The sequence below is a fragment of the Phytoactinopolyspora alkaliphila genome (assembly GCF_010550695.1).
Lineage (GTDB): Bacteria > Actinomycetota > Actinomycetes > Jiangellales > Jiangellaceae > Phytoactinopolyspora > Phytoactinopolyspora alkaliphila.
This window is the reverse complement of the sequence record NZ_JAAGOB010000001.1, coordinates 26479-47392: the sequence shown is the minus strand read 5'-3', so window position 1 is coordinate 47392 and position 20914 is coordinate 26479. Positions and strand designations below refer to the sequence as shown.

Here is a 20914-nt window from a genome sequence, read left to right as displayed (position 1 = left end):
GCGGGGACTGCCTCACAGCACCGTCCGCGGTGTTGGATGAATCGTGCGCTCTCCGGGGCCTGCCGGCATCACGGCGAGCCGGCACGACCGACATCGGACGACTGGACGGCACGAATGCTCATACCGGCGGTGAACGATGGCCTGGAGAACATGCTGCGCGCTACGGTGCCGTTGCCTCCCGACCTCGGCGATGTCTCCTTCGAGCGGCCTTCGGGAACATGGTCGGCCCAGATCAGCAGGGTCACCGTCAACCTGTTCCTCTATGGCGTCGGCCGCAGCCCGCTGCCGCCGTCTGGGGGCGGCTCTCGCCTCACCGACGCCGGACGACTGGAACGGCAGGACCCGTCGCCCATCCTCGAGCTGCGCTACCTCGTCAGTGCCTGGGCGGCGACGGTCCGGGACGAGCATCGCCTGCTCAGCGATGCCCTGAACGGGCTGGTCACCCATCAGGCGATTCCCGCCGAGCACGTCCGGGCGGCGCTGAGCTCCGATGTGCGGCTCGTGCTGGCACGCGACGAGTCGAACCGGCCCCGCGACCTGTGGGCGTCGATCGGAGGCACCCACAAGGCGTCCTTCACCCTCTTCGCGATCGTCGCGGCCGACGCCGCGCCGTGGAAGGAGACGGCCACCGGGGTGGAGCAGATCGAGAGCCGCACGATAGCCCGCCCCAGCGCCCACGCCGGCACGTCACCCGCCGGCGGGCCTGCCACCGAAACCGGTGCCGGGGCGAGAACCCGCCGATCCCGAGCACAGGGCACGGTCGTCTCCGAGGTCGCGCGCGAGGGCGGACTATGACCACCCACGCGGAAGGCCCGAGTCGGGAGGCGATCCAGCACGGCGGGCTGAAGATCAGCGGCAGCGTCGATCGCCTCGACCTCGAGCCGGGCCAGTCAGCGGAGCTGTCCCTGAAGGTGACCAACTCCACGGACGTGATCGACGGCATCAGCGCCCGCGTTCTCGGGCTGCCGGACGGCTGCGTGACCAGCCGGCCAGCGCAGCTGTCACTGTTTCCAGAGGCGAGCGGAACCATCACGGTCGAGATATCCGTTCCGCCGACCCACCCGTCGGGCACGCACCCGGCCACGGTGGAGGTCAGCTCCGTGCATCGCGAGGGAATGGTCGACCGCTTCCAGCTTCACCTGGTGGTGGCGACGCGCCCCGGGGTCGATCTCACCAGCCGTCCCCAGCTGGTCCGCAGCCGACGCCGGGCTTCCTTCGCGGTCACCGTGTCGAACACCGGGAACAGCAATCTGGATCTGACCTGTGCCGCAGTGGACGCCGAGCGTTCCCTGCGGCTGGCGTTCTCGCCACCTACGCTCTCACTTCCTCCGGGCTCCGAGGCGATCACCACCGTCACGGCCCGGGCTCCACGCAGGTGGTTCGGCGGCGACCACGATCACGGCATCACCATCCGCGCCATCGACGACGACGCGTCCGGCTCGGTGGCCCTGACCTACCGGCAGCGGCCCATGATCGGCCGCGGAGCTGTCACCGCGCTGGTGCTGGCCGGGATCGTGGCGTTGTGGGCGACAGCCTTCCTGCTGGGAATCGCCTACGTTCTCGGCGACGAGCCTGTCGTCAAGACCGCTCCTGCGTCGTTCTTCGCCGCCTCGGCGACCGCCGACCCGGTAGCGGCCGGCGTGACCAGGGAGGCGAACACGAGCGAGCCGGCCAATGAGCCGGCCCGGGCGACGGACACGACGCCGCCCGGCGCACTGCCGAAGGACGGGCTGCTTCCGCCCGGCGTCGGAGGCACACTGACCGGCACCGTGACCGGCGCCGACAGCGGCGAGCACGTGGGCCAGGTGGAGGTCGAGGCCCTGCGCCGAACGCCCGACGGACTGGCCGAGGTGAGCTCTGCGGCCACGCAGGCCGACGGCCGTTACACGCTCGCCGGGCTGTTCCCGGGCGAGTACCTGCTCCGATTCGGCGGCCCGGGCCACGAGACCGTGTGGTACCCGTCGGCTCCGGACGACGCGGCGGCCGAGCCCGTGATCGCACACGGCCGCCGATCCACCGAGGGCATCGACGTGGTGATCAGCGGCGAGCCGGCGTCGATCTCGGGCACGGTCGACGTCGGCGACGTGACCGAGCCGGTGCCGGCCACGGTGACCGCCCGGCCGGCGTGGGCCGAGCCAGGCGACGCCCCGGACGAGTTCGTGACGACCACTGACGAGTCCGGTTCCTACACGCTGGACGGATTGGCGGCGCCGGGAACCTACGAGCTCACCCTCGAAGCCGAGGGATACCGGCCCACCACCGTGGTCGAGCACGTGCGCGGCGGTCAGCAACGGTTCGTCTCGAGTGTGCGCCTCGCCACCGGTAGCGGTCAGATATCCGGCCGCGTCTCCGACGGGGAAGGACCTCTGGGCGGCGTCACCGTGAGCACAGCGGTCGACGACACCCTGGTGGCGGCGGGCACTCCCACGGTCGGGGACGTCGGCACCTTCGTCCTTCCCGGGCTGCCCACTCCCGGTACCTACGTGGTGACGTTCACCCTGGAGGACTACGCGTCCCAGAGTGCCGTCGTGGAGCTCGGCGCGGGCGAGAACGTCACCGACCTGTCGATCTCGATGGCCGGCGGCGCCGGCACGATCGCCGGCATGGTCACCGGGGAGGACGGCGCCGGCATCGGCGGCGCGGACGTATCGGTGGGCGGTCTCGCCGAACCGGTGTCCACCATCACGGTGACGGACGGCTCGGTCGGCTCGTTCGCGATCGCCGGCCTCGACGCCGGCTCGTACACCTTGACGTTCACCCGGGACGGCTACCAGGAGCAGACCGTGCCGGTGACCGTCACCGGGGACGCGCCCGTCCCGCCCGTCAACGTGGTGATGCCCGCAGCGTCGGGAGAGATCGCCGGGCGGGTCACGGACTCGGAAGGCGAGCAGCTCGCCGGTATCGAGGTGTCCGCGACGGACGGCCGCGAGGTATGGAGCACTACCTCGACAGCGGGCGGGCGCTACCGCATCAGCGAACTGCCCGCCGGCACCTACACGGTCAGCGTCACGCTGGACGGGCGACTGCGCAGCGGCCGGATCGTCGCCGTCACGTCCAGCGACGACGCGGGCGCCGACCTCCGCCTCGACGAGGCACGCTGACATGCGGGTCGTCGTCGAGCCACGGATCATCGAAGTCACGGGTGAACAGTCCAGGCTCACCGTCCAGATCACCAACACCAGCGAGATCATCAGCGGCTACGCGATCCAGGTCCTCGGCGCGGATCCGGATTGGGTGGCGGTCGACGATGCCGCCCCGACGCTCTTTCCCGGCAGCACCACCACCGTGACCATCACGTTGACGACGCCCGCGGATCTCGGATCCGGCGTTCGCCGGATGGCGGTACAGGTGCGGGAGAAGACGCCGCCTTTCCGCACCACGGTCGACGAGCTGGAACTGCACGTAGCCGAGGTGCCGGCCACCGCCGTCACCCTCGACCCGGTCACCGTCAGCGCCGGACGCCGGGCGTCCTTCGGTGTCACTGTGCAGAACACCGGCAACACGGCGTTCAATGGCGTGTTCGCCGGGTCCGATCCGGAGGACCGGATCCGTTTCCGGTTCGCTCCGGCGACGGTCGAGCTGGCCCCGAAGGAGACCATCAGCGCCCGGATGGAGGTCCGGGCGCGGCGGCCGCTGCTGGGCTCACCGGTGGTCCGCCCCTTGGGTGTCCGCCTGGAACCCGAACGGGCGCCGGGCGCCGCCCCGGCCGGTGACCCTCAGGCACACGGCAGTTTCGTCCAGCGGGCGGTGCTGAGCCGCGGTGCGATATCACTGGTCGGGCTGCTGGCCGCCATCACGATCTTCGCCTTGATGATCACCACGGCGATGTCCGGCGTGGTGAGCCAGTCGGCGGCCGACCGCGACCTCGCGATCCAGGTCGCCCAGGCGCGCGACGCGGACGGCGCGTCGCCGGCCGCCGTGTCCGGGACGGTCCGGCTCATCACGACGGGCGACCCGGTCGCGGGCGTAACCGTGGAAGCCTTCGACCAGCGGGACCCTGCTGGGCCCGTGGCCACGACGGCTACCGGTGACGAAGGCCGGTACACGATCGAGGGCCTGGGCGAAGGCGCGTACCTTCTCCGCTTCCACGGCGCCGGGTACTCCGAGATCTGGTACCCCGGCTCGCCGGACAGCGGCGATGCGGAACCGGTCGAGGTGGCGCCGGGCCAGGACCACGACGACGTCGACGCCGCGCTCGGCGGCTTGCCGGCGACCCTCGCCGGCACCGTGGAAGGCGACGACGTGTCGGCCGCCACGATCTCCGTGCAGATTCCCCTCGACGAGCTCGGCGAGGACGCCCGGCGGGGCGAGGTATCCGGTACCGCCGACGCCGAGGACCGGCGGTCTTCCGCGGAGGGGGCCGTCATCCGGACCGTCCCGGTCGGTTCCGACGGTTCGTTTGAGATCCCCGACGTGCCCTCGCCTGCGGTCTACGACCTCACCGTGACCAAGACTGGATTCGCCACCGAGGTCCAGCGGATCGACCTCGCCCCCGGGGAGGAGCGCACCGGCATCAAGATCAGGCTGCGTTCCGGTGATGGCCTGATCGCCGGGGACGTCCGCGGCGCCGACGGTCCGATCGGCGGCGCCGACATCTCCGCGTCGGCGGGTGAGTCCGTCGGCCGCACCGTGTCGCTCACGGAGGACGATATCGGCGCATTTACTCTCCGGGACCTGCCGACTCCCGGCACCTACACGCTCACCGTCGGCGCTGCCGGGCACGCACCCGAGACGCTCACGGTCAACCTGGCGGCCGGTCAGCAGCTCACCGGTGTCTCCGTCACACTCGGCTCCGACGCCGGCGAGCTGTTCGGCCAGGCGTTCGAGACGCCCGGCGACGTGCCGGCCAGCGGAGTCGACGTCACCGTCAGCGATGGTTCGACCAGCGTGAGCACAGTGACGCAGAGCGCCGGCGACGGTACCGCCGGGGCGTGGCGGGTGAGTGGGCTCGCGGTGCCGAGCACGTACACCGTGACGTTCTCCCGTTCCGACCTCGAGGACCAGACCATCCAGGTCGGCCTCGACCAGTACGGCCGGATCACCTCCGGCGGCGACCGCGAGTCCGGCGTCCGGGTCGTGATGCGGGCAGCGGGTTCGAACTTGACCGGACGGATCTCCCTGCGCGACGCCGTCGACGGCAGCGTCGAACCTGCGGGCAATGTCGTGGTCACCGCCGTCTCCGGACCCGACGAGTACGTCGTGACGACCGCGTCGCAGCCCGCCGACGACGTCGGCCGGTTCAGCATCGACCAGCTGCCGCCGGGGACGTACACCGTGACGGCCGCGCGCACCGGTTCGACGCCTGCGTCCTCGACTGTGACGCTCGAAGCCGGCGTCGATCGGTCGGTCGATCTCCAGCTTCCGGCACCCGCGTCGATCACCGTCACGGTCATCGGTGACGAAGGCCCGCTGCGCGGCGCGCTGGTCACGCTGTACCGGGCCACCGAGTACACGACGTCCGCCGCCGCGGTGACGTCTGCACGCGCCGACGAAGCCGGCCGGGTCGTGTTCGCCGACCTCGACGCGCCCGAGCACTACATCGCCGACGTCCGGCTCCAGGAAGCAGGCGCCCCGATAGCCGCGTCCGGTCCCATCACGTTGGATCTCAGTGAAGCCGCGACCGTGCAACTGACCGCACGAGGCGGCCAGACAGGCGACGGTGAGTGGCAATGAGCGAAGCGCTCCGCTCGGACAACCGGCGACCCGACGGGGAAGCTCCCCCCGTCATCGAAGTGTTGCACCTGCCCCAGAGCGCTGCCGGGCAGCCCGCAGCGCTGCGGCTGCGAGTACACCACGACGCACCGGCGCCTCGCAGCGTGACGCTCTGCGTGATCGGGCTGGATTCGGCCTGGGTGCCAGGACCGGCACGCGTCCTCGATCTGCCGCCGATGACCGCAGCGTCCGTGGAACTGATCCTTCACCCGGCGGCCGGCGCCGTGGCTGCCCGGTACCCCTTTGTCGTCACGGCCCAGTGCACGGACCCCGGATCGGGTGCGTCGACGGCACCGGCAGCCGTCGCAGAGTCGGTGCTCACTGTGGGCCAGCCTGGATCAGTGACGGTGTCGATCGATCCGGCGGAGGTGCGGACCTCTCGTGGCCGCCGGGTGAGAATCGTCCTGGCCAACTCCGGCGCCGCGCCGGTGCGAACCGGAATCGAAGTGACCTCCCCGCCGGGCATGCGGGCGTCGTGCCGGACAACCAGCGTCGAGGTCCCGCCACACGGGACTCGCACCGTCAAAGCCCGTGTCCGCGGCCGCAGGATCCGGATGCTCGGGCACCCGGTGCGCCACACCTACAGCGTCTCCACCCACGGCGCCCAAGCACCGGCCACCGCGCGTGGGGTGCTCGCCGTCCGCCCGGTGTTCGGGCCAGGCTGGCGCAAGGTCCTCGCCCTGGCCACCGTGGTGGCCGTGTGGGCGGCCGCCGCCGTGATCGGGATTCCATGGGCCTCCGAGCGGCTGAGCCGTGGCGAGGACCAGAGTGCCGTCGCTGATGGCGGCCACTTTGGTGATGCCGTCTCGGGTGACGGCTCCCCCGGCGGGTCCGGTGGCGCAGCCCGCTCCGGCGACCCCGGCGGAGAGGAGGGTGGCACGGACGCACAGGTGATCGGCGACGGAACCCGCATCAGCGGCGTGGTGGAGGCGGAGCAGCCTGGCGGGGTCACCGTGGCGCTCGCGCCGACGTCGTCCTTCGGTGAGGCCGGCGCGGACGCCAAGGTGGCACTGGCCGGGGACGAGCCGACGGCGGACTCCACCGTGGACCTGCACCGCAGCACGGTGACGAACGAGGACGGCGCCTGGGCGGTCGCCGGTCTCGGCCGCTCCGGCTACTTCCTCGTTACGTTGTCCAAGGCCGGATTCCGGACCGAGCGCCGTGTCGTCGACGTCGCCGCCATGACGGAGCCCCTCACCGTGCGTCTCGACCCGGGCGACGGCCGCGTGTCCGGCCGGGTCACCGGGCCGGACGGCCCGGTCGGGGGCGCGGAGGTCACCATCACCGACGGTACGCTCACCGTGACGACGAGCAGCAGCACCACCGGCGACGTCGGCACCTGGGCGGTGGACGGGCTGTCCACGCCCAGCACATACCTCGTCACCGCCGAAGCCGCCGGTCTCGGCGCCGCGTCGGCGCTGGTCGCGCTGGAAGCCGACGGATCCGCTAGCCAGAACCTGGAGTTGCGCCAGGGAACGGCCACCATGACCGGGCAGATCACCGGGCGGGACACCACGGGCCGGATCGGCGGCCTCGGCGGCGTCACGGTCACAGCCGACGACGGTGTGACCACCCGCACGGCCACTACCGTCACCACGGCGACCGGTAGCGGGCCCCGAGGGCTGTTCACCCTGCCGGACCTCCCGAGCCCGGGCTCGTACGTGGTCACGGTCCGCGGCGACGGCTACGAGGAGCAGACTCGGCGGGTGGAGTTCCACCAAGACGGAACGGCACTCCGCCAGCTCGACATGCGCCTGACCTCCTCCGGGGGTTCGGTCCAGGGCAGGGTGACCACGGCCGACGGGGAACCGCTCGGAGCCGGGTTGTCCCTCGTCGACGACGACGGCGTCGCGTACAAGGTGATGAGCGCTGCAGGCGCAGGCGACGGGCGATACCGGTTCTCCGGCATCGCCGCCGGCGACTACATTGTCGCCGCGGAGGTGTTCGGGCACCTGACCGGCTACGCCCGCGTGGAGGTGAGCGCCGGCGAGGTGACGACTTCGGACCTGGCCCTGACGCCGATTCCCGGTGGTGGGCTCAGCGCCACGTCGTCGATAACCGGACGCGTGGTGGACGCGAGCACTGGTGGCGGCGAGATAGTCTGCGCCGGACAGCACGACGACTGCCTCGTGACCGTCACAACGGCTGCTGCCGACGACGAAGGCCGGCTCCGTGAAGTGTCCGCGCAGTTCGAGCCGGACGCCACCTACACGATCCCGGGCCCGGACGACGACGGCCTGCTGCCCGGACTCTACGAGTTGGTGTTCTCGGCGCCCGGCTTCGAGCCGGAACGGCTGACCGTCGAGGTGCCGATGGATCAGCGGGTCACCGCACCGGTCGCAGCGTTGCTGCCGTCGCCGTCGATCGTGGGCTCGGTCTCCACCCGGGTCGGAAGTGTGCCCGACGGCACGTGCGTGGTGGCCGTACCGGCGGGGGCCGGCCCGGACAGCGTGGGAGATTGTGTCCCCACCGACGACGACCCGGTCGCTCCCCGCTGCGAGATCACCGACGGCGTGTGGTGCGCGTTCACCGGTCCCAACGGCGGCTACGAGATCCCTAGCCTGCCGTCTGGGTCCTACCGGGTGTCGGTCCGGGCCGGAGACTCGGAGTATCGCAGCATCGCCCCGGTCACCATCGCGTTGCCGGCAGGGGACGTTCGACGCTACGACGCGACACTGAACCGCCTCGGGCGGATGCGCATCACCGTCCAGGGCAACGACGGCCAGAGTGCGTCCCAGCCCGTCGCCGGGGCCACGGTGCGGGTCACCGCCGGCGACGAGGACATGACCGACCAGGTGCGCATCGACCGCTCCGACGAGGCGGACGGCGTCTACCTCGTCACCCATCTGGATCCTGGCGTGGTGTACCGCGTCGGGTTCGGGTGGTCGATTCCCGGCTCGGATCCGCTTCGGACTCTCTCCGGCGATGTCGAGTCCACCGCCGGGCTGAACAACGAGGTGCCGCTCGCCCTGACGCTGACCGGGGAGACGCGGCGTTTCACCGGTCAGGTCGTGCACGAGCTGGACGGAGACGACCCGCGTGGTGTCGCCGGCGCCAAGGTGGAGATCACTGGGATCGTCGGCTACAACGGCCTGCTGCCGGTGCAGGACACCGCGAGCGTCGTCACCGACGCCGACGGCCTGTTCGCCGTCGTACCGGAGCCGGCTGATGGCGATATCCCCGAGGCGGTGCTGCCGATCGTCGATGGGCGCGTCGATATCGTGGTCACCAAGGCGGGGCACGAACGGCGCCGGCTCAGCGGCGTCACCGTCTCCGACGAGCAGGACCTCTTGGTCTACCTCACCCCGTCGGGACGCCCGGTCAAGGGGCGGCTCGCGCTGGTACCGGAAGCCGACACCGACCTCTCGGCCACCACCGTAGCGCTGACGAACACGCCGCCGGGTGCGGAAGGCACCCGGATCCGGTTCACCTCCGCCGGCTGCCTCATCTGGTCCGATCCAGGGCAGCGGGTGGACTCGGACTACACCAACGACTGCGGGCAGGACGCCGGCGGCGTTCGCGCCTCTCTCGCCCGTCCAGGAGAGTACACCGCAAGGCTGAGCCGACCCGGGTATGCGGACGCCGAGGTGAGTTTCGCCGTCGACCTGCTCACCGAGGGCGGTCGCCAGGAGCTCACCGGCCTGGTTCTGTCGCGTGACGGCGGGCTGGCCGTGCAGACGGTGAACGCCGACGGTGAGCCGGTCTACGGCTCGCGGCTCGTCCTGAGCGCGACGGGAGTCCCCGAGCAGACCCGGGCGGCCGAGCCGGGCACCAACCGTACCGTTTTCAACGACCTGCCCAGCCGGCTGCCCGACGGCGGCTGGTACACGATCCGCGTCGAGGCAGCCGGGTACGAGTTCGGCGAGTTCAGTGCGGGCCATCTCGTCGAAGGCGGGGTGGTGGCACCAGAACCATCTCCGTTCTCGGTGCCTCCCGACGGGATCGGCGCCTACCAGGTCGAGCTCGTGAAGATGGGCGAGATCACGGGCGTGCTGACTGCCCAGACCGACGTCGACGGGGAGATCCAGTCGACGCCCCTGGCCGGTGCCACCGTCAGAGCCGAGCACGAGTCCGGCCTGGAGTTCTCAGCCTCGTCCGGCGGCGGCGGTCGCTTCTCCATCACGGGCACCCGCGACGTCGCCGGCCTCGTCCCGGGCCGCTGGGAGCTCACGGTGGACCCGCCCGACGGCTTCACCTTCGAGGGCGAGCCGGTCGAGGTCCACGTCACCGACGACTACCAGGTGGAGTATCCCGCCGGGAACTCCGATCCCTTCGTTCTGGCGGTCCAGGCGAAGCCAGTCGAGGTCTTCGTCAACGTGTACGTGCCCGGCGCCGATGGTGAACCACCCACCCTATTGGCCGGAATGACGGTGGAGCTGCTGCGCGGCGGGCAGGTCCAGCCGGCGCAACCCTGCGGCGGCGACTCCTGCCCCGACGGTGAGTACCGCTTCGTGGACGTGCCACCCATTCCGCAGACGTTGCGCGTGAGCGGCGAGAACTACGCGCCGCTCACCCTGACGATCCGGCCCGAGCCCGGTGAGGCGAACACGTTCAACGTTCCGGTGACACAGCTGCGGAACACCATCCAGGGCACCATCGGCGCACAGGCGGGCAGCCACCCGGCCGAGCCGCTCGCCGAGGTCGACACCTGGCTGTGCCGGGCCGACGAGACCGACGCCGAAGGCCTGTGCCCGGCGGAGGACGGCGACCCGGTCCGGTCCGGCTCGGTCTTCGAGTTCAGCGGGCTCAACGACGGTACGTATGTGGTCGACATCCGCCCTCGCCACGGCCAGCCGTATCCGGCAACCACGAGGACCGTCACCGTCGCTGCGGGCCAGATCGTCGCCTTCGACATCGTGTTGCACGCGGCGGCGGAACCGATCACCGTCACCGCGATCGCCGAGAACGGCTGGGATCTCACCGGCGCCGTGGTCCGCTTGGTGGCCACCGACGGCTCTGGGCAGTCCCCACCGGCGGCACAGACCGTCGTTCGGGCCGGCGAGGACGAGTACTCCACGACGTTCGCGCAGGTGCCGGCAGGAACCTGGGAGGCGATACTGACCGGGCCACAGGGGCATGTCGGTGTGCACACCAGCGGCCCGCCCGGCGAGACCACACGGGACCTCGTCATCGACGTGGCGGAGGTGCGGATACGCATGGACGTCCGGTCGGCCGCGGTGGACTCGCCGGGCACCGTCTCGGTGTCGGTGGCCGACTCACAGAGCCAGGAGGTCCTGGCCGACCAGCTCTTGGTCAACGCCGGGTTGAGCACTGTCTATCTGAAGAACGACGACGAGTACACGGTCGACGTCGACCTCCCGGAAGACGCGCCCTCGGGATGGTCGGTGGAACCGTCGCGGGTGGACGTCCCGAGCGGTGAGCGCGACGTCGCCGCACGGTTCGTTCTCGAGCCGCCGCCTCCGACGACCACCGCCGTCACCGTCTCCCCCGATCCGGCTGTCGCCGGCGAACCGGTCACCTTTACCGCGTCCGTGTCATCCGCCGGCGGTGCCGTCGACGGCGGGGAGGTCGAGTTCTCGGTGGACGGTGAGTCCGTCGGCAACGCCGAGGTCGAAGACGGTTCGGCGGACTTCGCCCATACCTTCCCGGCAGGCGGGACGGAGCACAGCGTCCGCGCCGTCTACTCCGGGCCGGGCTACGCGGACTCCGAGGCGACCACGACGGTGTCCGTCGAGTCACCCCCGGACGACGAGGACCCACCTGCCGACGACGAAGACCCACCCCCGGACGAAGAAGACCCACCTCCCGACGACGACGAGGAGAACCCACTCCCCGACGGACAGGGCGGGTGGTCCGATGCCGAGGACGCGCGACCCGGGGGTTCCCGCCCGGCTCAGTCGGTGAAAATGACGGCGATGCTCGCCGCGGCCAGAAGAACCATGCCGATCACCAGCAGCACGAGCCACCACCTCGGCGCCCGCACCACCGGGACCGGAACCTGGTCCGGAGTCGGTGGCGGCGGAGGCGGCGCGGCGGCCGGCTCGGGACGGATGACCATGTCTTTGCCGCAGCGGCAGCACACGACGGCACGCGGGGGGTTCGGCTCGGCGCAATGCGGGCACGGCGCGGAGGCGATGCTCTCGGCGCCGACCGTGCCGGGGAGCCTTCTTCGCGCGTCGTCCGCGTGCAGGTCCCCAGACACCACGGTCTTGGACACAGCCCAGAAGAGCGGATAGTCACAGGTCGCGCAGAAGCCGTCCGCGTCGCGGCGAGCCACGTCCACTGACCCTGGCCAGCCACAGCGCGGACAGACCACCGCTTCCACTCCGCTCTCGGCCGGCGGCGGCAGCATGTCGTCGTCCGGCACGCTCGTGTCCCCATGCGGGCCGGGGACCGGCTGCACCGTGTACGGCGCGAGGTCGACCGGCTGGCCGTCGCTCTCCGGCAAGACGGTGAACAGCGTCATCGGGATCTCCCGATCAGCCGGCTCGGCGCTCATCGACACCTCCGTCGCTCGACCAGATCATCCGCTCCCCGAGCCACAGTTCGCCTCGGACGTGGGCCGGCACCTCGTCGGCGACGATGCCGGCGAAGTCGGCCTCGCTCAGCCATCCGGTGGACTGGACCGTCATCCGGACCCAGCCCGGCTCGGCCGGAGACTCTCCGTCGCGCCAGACGCCACCGCCGTCGACCACCTCGGCCGGTCCGGCGCTGAGCATCTCGAGGGTGCGGGTCAGGCCACGGACCGTGCCTCGCAACGACAACGTCGCCGCCGACGCGCGCACCACATCCCTGGCCGCTCGGTCCGGGACCGACGAGTCCAGCACGTCGACGCCGATCCAGGACGCCAGCCAGCGCACCATCACGTCCGGCGCGACCGTGACGTCGGTGATGTGGGCGACGTTGTCGGCGCCGGCGGCCAGAGATTCCGCACCGTGCTGGAAGATGGAGGTGAACCGGACGAAGAACTCGTCGTCCAGCATCCCGATCGGCAACTGCGCCAGCAGCCACTGCGGCGACCTCATCGGACCACCACCTGGTGAGCGGCGGACAGGAACAGCGAGTCCGGCTCGAGACGGATGATGTCCCGCCCGCTGCCGATCCGGCGGCCGGTCCGCAGGTCGAACTCGAAAAGCAGCACCTCTTCCATCCGGTCGACACCGTCCACTGCCTCGACCAGCTGCGACACGGCCGCAAAGCTCAGATCCGTCTCGAACGGCCACCCGCTGCCCTCCGGACCGCCGGTCAGGGGATTGATGTAGCGGGTCAGCTCGTCCTCCACGCGCTGGCGAACCAGCTCCGCCGGCCGCCCCGGCTGTGCCCGGACCATCGCCGCGACGCTGACCCCCTGGTAGTAGGGGGTGCCGACCTCGACGGCCGTCCCCACGAGGCGATGCCGGTCGAGATGGTCGCGCACCACGTCGAGCAGGGCGGCGGAGAGCGCGAAGTCGTCGAGGCGCTGATCCCGCGGGTGGGTGCGCACATGTGGGACCAGCATGACGCGAACGGGACCGGACACGGTACGTCCAGCCGGGTCGCCGACCGGGCGCGCAGGCAGGCACCGAGCCCGGGCCACCTGCGCCGAGGCCTCCGCGGCGAGCCGTTCGAAGTCCCCGGCGGTGACCGCGCGGCTCCCCGTCCGCAGGGTCATCGGGCCCCGGACCTTGGCCTCGTCCACCGTCTCGGCGTCGACGCCGCCCGCCGCCGCCGCGAGGTTCACCGCGCCGGAAACGTAGGACACCGTGGCCCGGAGTTCCGTAAGGGTCCGGGCGCCGACGTTGCCGACCTGCCCACCGCCGCAGCGGTAACGCGTCACCACCACCTCGGCGCCGTCGGGTGGCACGGCGCCGTGCTGCCGGATGTGCCCGTCGGGGTACCGCACGCGGGGACCGAACCGCACCTCGCCGGTGCTCGAGTCCCAGACGACGTGCCGGTCACCAGGCCCGCTATGGGAGAAGTCCATGACCTCGTCCCAGGTCGACGCGCCGGAACGATCGATCACCCGGATCGACTCCCCGTCCCGCCGTGGCAGGACGGGTGACGTGGACACCGCGAAGGTCTGTCCCGGCGCTCCGGTCGAGCGCCCCAGGCTCTCCGTGCCCATCACGGTGGCGTGCTCTGCCGGCACGGTGCCGCCGACGGCCGACGCAGAGAGCGTGCGGATCCTCGGCGACACCCGGTAGCCCGGCTGGCCGGGCGCCGGCAGCAGCAGACGCCCTCGGAGCCAATGCGCGGACGTGCCCCCGAGGCTCAGCGGCGCGTGCCGCATCGGCGCCATGATCACCACGTCGCCGTCCCGGTTGAGCCCGCCCGTCGTGTCCCGGTGCACCGCGGCGCCGGCCCAGGCCTCTCCCGTCCACGCCTCCCACGTCAGCGGCGGCCTGCGCGGATCGACGCCGATGCCCTCGGCTTCGGCGCCGAGACCGAGCCGGACGGCGGTACCAGCCAGGCTCTCCTCGAAGCCGAGATAGAACGCGTCGCCGGGGGTCAGGCCCGGCGTGAAGCACTCGACCGGCACACCGAGCGCGGTGAACTCCTCCCACCGGTCGGTCACCCGCTCACCGGCATCGATCGTCAGCAGCGCGCTGAATCGCGGCGGGCGGATGCTCAGCTCCGTCGTGGTGGAGAACACCACCGGCCGCTCGTCGCCCGATCCCGTCGACACCTCGGTCCCGGCCGGCACCGTCACCACCTGCTCCAGTGCCGTAGACAGCCAGAACGTGATGTCCGTGCGCGCCACGGCCGGTGGGAACGGCTCGATCCCGACGAGATTGAGGAAGTGGACGTAGAGCTTCTCGGGGACCTGGTTCAGCCTGAAGAGCACCGATTCGCTCATCCACGCGAACAGCTCGATGAGGGCCACGCCCGGATCGCCCACGTTGTGGTTGGTCCACTCCGGGCAGAACTGCGGTATCAAGCGTTTCGCCTCGTCCACCAGGTCCTGGAACCGGCGGTCGTCGAGGTTCGGGGCAGGCAGCGGCATCGCTCAGTCCTCACGTGGGATGACGTAGAACGGATAGACGAGGTTCCGGCGGTCGTTGGAACTCTTCACCCGGTACGTGATCCCGATCCGCACCAGCCCGGGTTCCTCGTCGTCGTGCACCGGCGACACGTCGTCCACCTCGACGCGCGGCTCCCACTGAGCGATCGCGTCACGCACGGCCTGGGAGATCAGGCCGATCAGGTTCGGGGTGATCGGCTCGAACATCAGATCCCAGATGCGGCAGCCGAACGCCGGGCGCATCACCCGCTCCCCCGGCGCCGTCAGCAGGATCACCCGGATGGAGCGGTCGAGCTCCTGTGCGCCGGTCGTCAGCCGGATCGCGCCCGTGTGATCGACCTGCATCGGCCAGAACAGGCCGCGGCCGATGAAGGAGGCGTCGAACCTCGCCGGTGGCGACGGAGCGCGCACGGGCCGGTCGTGATCACTCAATTGATCTTCACCACCCCAGCCTTGAGGTTCAGGGCCGCGGCGCCCTCGACCGTGGCCTGCACCTTGGCCCGGATGGCGGCGACGGCCGCTTCCATCGACACCTCCGCATCCGCCTTCAACGCGACATTCATGCCGTTGATGGACACGCCCTGCCGCCCCGTGATCTCGACCTTGGTGCCGTCGAGGACGATGCCGCCGCCGGCATCGACCGCTATCGATGCCTCTCCCGCCTTGAGCGTGAACGGGACGCCGCCGGGAAGCTCGATGTCCATCCGGTCGTGGGCCAAGCTGATCTGCCGGTCCCCGCCGGCCAGCGCGATCAGGATGTGCCGGTCCGGAGGATCACCGTCGGCCATCTCGATGACGTGCCCCAGCCGCGAGGTGATCCGGCGGTAGGTGGTCCGGCCACTCTTCACCGCGTACTCCGGGGGCCGGTCCTTGCCGCCGTGCAATCCCCCCAAGACAACCGGCGTGCGCAGGTCACCGCCCTCGAAGCCGACCAGGACCTCGTCGTTGACCTCCGGCAGGGACACCATCCCGCGGTTGCCGCCGCCTCCGATCGATGCGACGCGCGCCCACGCGCTCTCGACCTCGACGCTGATCCACGGAAAGTTGACCTTCACGCGGCCAAGCTTCTCGGGATCGTCGTTGTTGGTCACCACCCCGACCACCAAGCCGTCGTGGGTCAGCCCGCCGCCGGCCGGAGCGGAGCTCAGCGTGTCGACCAGGCCGGTCGGCCGGCGTTCGCCCGCGACGAACCGGGTCTCGAATCCGGAACGGCGATAGACGTGCTCCACCTGGCTGACGAAGTACGTTCCCGACGCCGGGCCGGCATGCGTCACCGTCAGTCCCGCGCCCGGGCGCAACGCCCGGTTCACCGGGCCGCGGCCGCGTGCCGTCACCGCGGCAGCGGCGAGGCGGTCCCGGAGCGCGCCGGCCACGCTGTCGGCCTCCGCCCGGTCGGAGACGGCCGTTGCCGCCGTGATCGCCGTACCGGTGCGCAGCGAGCCCGCCGACGCGACGAAGCTGTCCACCAGCTGCGATGCCGCGGCCGGCGCGGCTTCGGACACCATCGCCGGTTTGGAGGCGACTTCACGCTTGTCCGACCGGCTCCATCCGCGGGCCTCCACCGCGCCAGGGTGGCGCCCGGATGCGCGTACGGAGAACTCACTGATGTCTGACCCGAGCTCGACCGTAGTCGACGACTCGGTGCTCGGCGGCCCGACGACCACCTGCCGGCCCTCGACCTGCCAGTCCCACCCGAGACGATCGCTGAGCTCGTCGACGAAATCCAGATCGGTCCCCACCTGCAGCACATACTCGTGTCTGGTGGACGAGTCGGCGACCCGCCCGCTGACACCGGCGCGGTGCAGCACGGATCTGATCATGTCGGCATACGTGGCGTTCGTGAACGTGCGCACCCGGGTGGCACCGGTGAGCCGGTGGGCGACGTCGTGTGCTGTCACCGTCAGTTCCGGTGGCATGCCCGCACGCTGCTCGATCGCCACGCCGCTGACTTCCGCCGTGGCGAGCGAACCGTCGCCCACAACGCCGACCTCGACCGTCGCCCCGATGGCGAACACGGACTGGGCCGAGAGCGCATAGCCCGGATCGGCGTACCGGATCGTCACCTGCCCCACGGCTCGCAGCCCAAGCTCGACGCGTAGCTGGGTCAGCGCCTCACGCCAGGCCTGGGGCAGCGACCTGCCCTCCACGACCACCTCGGGAGCCAACCTGGTCACCTGCGTCATGATTCGATCCTCGGCACCGAGAGGAGCCGGCCGGCCCGCAGATCGAGGGGATCCGCGATGCCGTTCGCCTCGGCGAGGCTGCGCCATCGGGTGGAGTCGCCGTAGTAGCGCGCGGCGATCCGGTCCAGCGTCTCTCCTGGTTGCACGCGGTGGACCCGGTGCGGCCGTGGCGTTCCGGACGTCGGGTTCTGCGGCCCGAAGGCGTGCGACGGCTCGTACTGGCGCAGCGTGACGGACAACGTCGCCCGCAGCGGCACGCCGCTGGAGGAGAAGTAGGTGAACGCCAGCTTCAGATCACTGACGACGGCTTTGAACGAATGCAGGTCGCCCCAGTGGAAGGTCACGTACGGCGGCCTGGCGTTGTTGGTCGTCTCGTCGGTGCCGGGCAGCGTCAGGTCGACGTCCATCAGGCCCATGATGCGGCCGGTGTACCGGGTGACCGGGCTGCCGTCGTGCGTGGTGTCGAAAAACAGCTCCATCCGCAGCCAGCCGGACTGCGCGCCGGCGTAGCGCAATGTGGGCACGCCCTTGCCCGGCAGCCGGTCGGCCGCCCACTCGTTGGAACGCGCGACCGTGAACTGGGCTGGGTTGAACAGGCAGGGCACACGCTCACCGCCTTCGATCTCCAGGAACGCCTTCTCCGTCGCCACTACAGGACCCCCGGCATACCGCGACGTCCCCGCCGCTCCAGCTCGTCCAGAACCCGCTGCTCGATCCGTTCGATGACCCGCTCGACGATCGACTCGAGATCGTCCGAACCGAGAACGGATTCCCCGGGGCTCGTAGGCGCAGGCAGGTCTGCGTCCCACTCCCCGTCCACGTAGCGCGGCGCGGCCGGGTCGTCGCCGTTCCAGAGCTGTGCAGACGGCACCTCGTCGGTCACGTGGGATCGGCGTACGACGCCGTCCCTCGCCGGGCTATCCCCCAGCGACGAGTTCCTTGGCAGCGACAAGCCATCCCCCAGCGACGAGTTCGTTCCTGGCCACGACCCTGCTCGCCGAGTTGTGCCCGCAGCGGGTACCTGGGCAAGCGGCGAGCCGGATGCCCGCTCGTGCACAGGCCCCGAGGCCGGAGGAGTGAGCCGGGAACCAGCTATCGGCGGCGACTGCGACCCGAGCCCCGGCGCGACGCCGCGTGGTGGAGCCACGGCGACGGCCCGCACGTCCGGCAGGCGCGGTGACGGTGCGGCCACGAGGGTGCGGAGCATCACAGGCGCGGCAACGGCGGTGCGGAGAGTCGCCGGCGTGGCCACGGCGGTGCCGTGAAACCCAGGTGCGGCCACAGCGATGCGGAACAGCACATGCGCCGCCGGCCCCGTTCGGACCGGCGCATGGCCGTGGGCGTGACCATGACTGCGGCCATGGGCACGAGCCCGCGCTTCGCCGTGGGCACCAGCCGGACGCACGTCCGCCGACGCCGGAGGCCGACGGCCGATCCTTGCGGGTCGCCCGATTCGACTCGCCGGGATCGCCGCGAGCAGGTGGCGGACGGCCGTCTCGTCGGCCGGTCGGCGGGGAATCATCATCTGCCTGCGCCGCACCGGTGGACTCACAGCCAGCCGCCGCGCCCCCGCGGCCGGCCATAGGCTCGTCGTCGGGAAGGTATGCAGGTCCCGTCCACCCGGCACACCGGCCCGGGCCGGGGCATCGATCCGTGGCGAACCAGACGGTGACAGGTACCGCCCGCTCCGCGGAGGCGCACCCGGCGCCGTCGCCGGCCGGCGGCGTGTCTCCGCACCAGGAGTGGCCTCGGGTACAGGCACATCGCCGGAGATCGGCGGCGCCGGAATGTGCGGCGCATCGTCGCCCACCCCCACAGGCCGGCTCCTCCTCACCCGCATGCCTCCCACCAGCCACCCCGGCCGTGCTGCCCGTCCGACCGGTCCTCCCGGTGCGGCCGGTCCCACCGGTTCCGCGACGCGGCTGATGGTGGCCGGCAGGCTGCCCGCCGACGCGACCGGGATCCGGCCGACGGCCGCAACCGGCGCCGGGTCCCCGACCATGCCGCTTGCCTGGCCGGAAACCACACATGCGCCGTCCCGGCCTGCCGGCGCGACGTCAGGCCGGGCCGGCACCGCATCACCTCCGGAGAGGGCCGAATCGCCCCGAACGGGAGGCACCTCGCCCCGGGCGGGAACCGCGCCACGCCGGGCGAGAGCCGCATCACCCCCGGTGGGAGGTACGTCACGCCGAACAGCAACCGCGCCACGCCGGGCGGACGCGGGAGCAGCGCCACGCCGGGTGTCCTCCGGGCGGGCGGCGGCCGCAGTGTTCACCGCTTGTTCGATCTGCCGGCGGCGCACGAGGCCGAGGGTCGGGCCCGGCGTGCCGGTCCGCGCCCAGGCCGCCGGCCACACTCCGGGCACCTGGTCGAGGCCCGCCTCACCCCTACGCGCCGACCGGGACACCGGCGCCGCGGGCACGCGGCCGGCAACGGGCGCCCATCCCGCCACGGTCGGGCGCTCCCGTACGCGGCGATGTATCGCGTTGCGCGGGAAAGTCCATGCTGGAACGAACGGGCGCGACGCGCCATAAGTGACGTCTCGGGCCGCGGCGCGACCCGGCACCGAACCACTGACCTGGGCGCGCCTCACCACCGAACCACTGACCTGGGCGCGCCTCACCACCGAACCACCGCCCGCATCACCGCCCGACATTGATCCACCGGCCGGTATGGCACGGGGCGTGGACCCGCCGCCAGGCGTGGCCGCGGCCGGACGGAAGCCGGGCGGACCGGTCCCGTACTTCCCGCCCGCGCCTGGACGCTCACCCCCTGCGGGTGGACGCTCACCACCAGCGGGTACGCGCTTCCTGCTGGCCTGCGGACGCTCCTCACCTACATGTGACGGTTCCGTCGGCACCGGCACCGGCGCCGGGCCGGCCGCGTCGGCGCTCGGTCTCGGCGCCGTTCGCCGCCGGACGTCCTTGGCCGAGAACATGGATCCGGCAGCCGCGACCTCGTGGGGAAGGCGCATGGGGACCGCTGTGGGCGCGAGCCGGTTGGCGAAGCCACCGGGCCCGGGTGAGGATTGGGTAGGAACGCGCCGGACCACACGGGGCAGGCCTGGTGGGGTGACGCCGCCGGGCAGGGCGGCGGCCGTTCCGTCCGCAGGCTCGAAAGACGGCAGCCACCATCGCGGCGGACGAACCACCGGGGCGCCATCCGCCCCGGCGATCGTGCTGCCGACTGCCGACCGGCCGAGCACTGCCAGGGCGCGCCGCACCGCTCCTGAGCGGCCCACTGTCGCGGCCATCGTGCCCGAGCCCACGGCCACGTCACCGAGTCCGGCGCGCATGCTGGCCCCCCGCGCGCGGGGCGCTGGACGATAGCGTGCCGCTACCGCCCGGCCGAGCACGCTGCGTTCGTCTCCACCCGGCGCCGCCGGGTTCGAGCTGCGCTCCGTGGCCGTCACGTCTGCGCACCCGCGGCCGACTTCGAGCGGAACCCGTTGTGTGCCACCTCGAGCTCCTCCTCCAGCGTCCGATCGCTGTCCACGTCGAACTGTGGCCCCACCCACCGCACCGCGAACACACCGTCGAACTCCCAGGCACGCAGCCGAGCCTGACGGTCACTGAGGACGGTGACCGCACCGGTGCACCGGACAAGCCGATTGCTCGCCGCGGCAAAGCCCTCGCCTGCGGTCCTGTTCACCCAGGCGAACAGCGCGTCGCTCTGCGTCAAACCTCGCCGGAAGACCAGATTCGGCCACCGCAACCTGCCTGGCAGGCGATGGACGTATCCGTTCTCGCCGCCTTCGGCGTACTCCTCCAGCTCAGCGGTGACCTGTAGTCCGCTGACCTCACGGAAGACTCCGATCTCGACTCCGTCCACCTCAAACAGAAACCGGTTGGCGCTGGTCGGCTCCCCGCCGAGGAACTGGGCGTCACGCACGGTCGCGCACCTCCTCCCATGCCCGGTCGTTCAGGCCTCCCACGGCCCGGACCATCCGGACTCGGTCCAGATGCTCGAGGTCGAGCAGTGAATCCAGCGGCCAGTGCAGGTGGTACGCGAGGTAGGCGATCTCCTGCCAGAGCGCCTCCGCCGGGTAACGCAGCAT

Annotated in this window: 12 protein-coding genes; 4 read left to right on the top strand and 8 right to left on the bottom strand. The window is 71.4% G+C overall.

Going from position 1 to position 20914, the window contains the following annotated elements:
- The first annotated feature begins 129 nt into the window (after positions 1–129).
- Genes G1H11_RS00210 through G1H11_RS00195 form a run of 4 tightly spaced genes read left to right on the top strand, consistent with a single transcriptional unit; the run spans position 130 to position 11909 of the window.
- Positions 130–795 carry a Pvc16 family protein gene (locus tag G1H11_RS00210; RefSeq protein WP_163814964.1) on the top strand — a complete coding sequence of 222 codons (666 nt, stop codon included), beginning with the start codon at positions 130–132 and terminating at the stop codon, positions 793–795.
- Positions 792–3101 carry a carboxypeptidase regulatory-like domain-containing protein gene (locus G1H11_RS00205; protein ID WP_163814962.1) on the top strand — a complete coding sequence of 770 codons (2310 nt, stop codon included), beginning with the start codon at positions 792–794 and terminating at the stop codon, positions 3099–3101. Before G1H11_RS00210 ends, G1H11_RS00205 begins: the two co-directional genes overlap by 4 nt.
- 1 nt (position 3102) lies before the next feature.
- On the top strand, positions 3103–5673 hold the full coding sequence (locus G1H11_RS00200) for a carboxypeptidase-like regulatory domain-containing protein (RefSeq protein ID WP_163814960.1): 2571 nt from the start codon (positions 3103–3105) through the stop codon (positions 5671–5673).
- The gene (locus G1H11_RS00195) at positions 5670–11909 is read left to right on the top strand and encodes a carboxypeptidase regulatory-like domain-containing protein (RefSeq protein ID WP_163814958.1); all 6240 of its coding nucleotides are present in this window, start codon (positions 5670–5672) and stop codon (positions 11907–11909) included. Before G1H11_RS00200 ends, G1H11_RS00195 begins: the two co-directional genes overlap by 4 nt.
- A gap of 243 nt (positions 11910–12152) precedes the next feature.
- On the opposite strand, the gene G1H11_RS00190 is transcribed toward G1H11_RS00195, so the two are convergent.
- The 8 genes from G1H11_RS00190 to G1H11_RS00155 are packed head-to-tail and all read right to left on the bottom strand — an operon-like array spanning position 12153 to position 20914.
- Positions 12153–12698 (bottom strand): phage tail protein, encoded by a 546-nt coding sequence (locus G1H11_RS00190; RefSeq protein ID WP_163814956.1) that lies wholly within the window; start codon positions 12696–12698, stop codon positions 12153–12155.
- Positions 12695–14656, bottom strand: a complete 1962-nt coding sequence (locus tag G1H11_RS00185) for a putative baseplate assembly protein (protein ID WP_163814954.1) — start codon at positions 14654–14656, stop codon at positions 12695–12697. Before G1H11_RS00185 ends, G1H11_RS00190 begins: the two co-directional genes overlap by 4 nt.
- 3 nt (positions 14657–14659) lie before the next feature.
- The gene (locus G1H11_RS25395; protein WP_216843288.1) at positions 14660–15085 is read right to left on the bottom strand and encodes a GPW/gp25 family protein; all 426 of its coding nucleotides are present in this window, start codon (positions 15083–15085) and stop codon (positions 14660–14662) included.
- Positions 15086–15102: 17 nt separating this feature from the next.
- Positions 15103–16857, bottom strand: coding sequence for a phage baseplate assembly protein V (locus G1H11_RS00175; RefSeq protein WP_163814952.1), 1755 nt, complete (start codon positions 16855–16857; stop codon positions 15103–15105).
- On the bottom strand, positions 16854–17507 hold the full coding sequence (locus G1H11_RS00170) for a CIS tube protein (RefSeq protein WP_163814950.1): 654 nt from the start codon (positions 17505–17507) through the stop codon (positions 16854–16856). The genes G1H11_RS00175 and G1H11_RS00170 overlap by 4 nt, the downstream gene beginning before the upstream one ends.
- Positions 17507–20269, bottom strand: coding sequence for a hypothetical protein (locus G1H11_RS00165; protein WP_163814948.1), 2763 nt, complete (start codon positions 20267–20269; stop codon positions 17507–17509). The genes G1H11_RS00170 and G1H11_RS00165 overlap by 1 nt, the downstream gene beginning before the upstream one ends.
- A complete protein-coding gene (locus tag G1H11_RS00160) occupies positions 20266–20748 on the bottom strand; it encodes a phage tail protein (RefSeq protein ID WP_163814942.1) in 483 nt (160 codons plus the stop codon). The genes G1H11_RS00165 and G1H11_RS00160 overlap by 4 nt, the downstream gene beginning before the upstream one ends.
- A complete protein-coding gene (locus G1H11_RS00155) occupies positions 20741–20914 on the bottom strand; it encodes a DUF6760 family protein (protein ID WP_163814888.1) in 174 nt (57 codons plus the stop codon). The genes G1H11_RS00160 and G1H11_RS00155 overlap by 8 nt, the downstream gene beginning before the upstream one ends.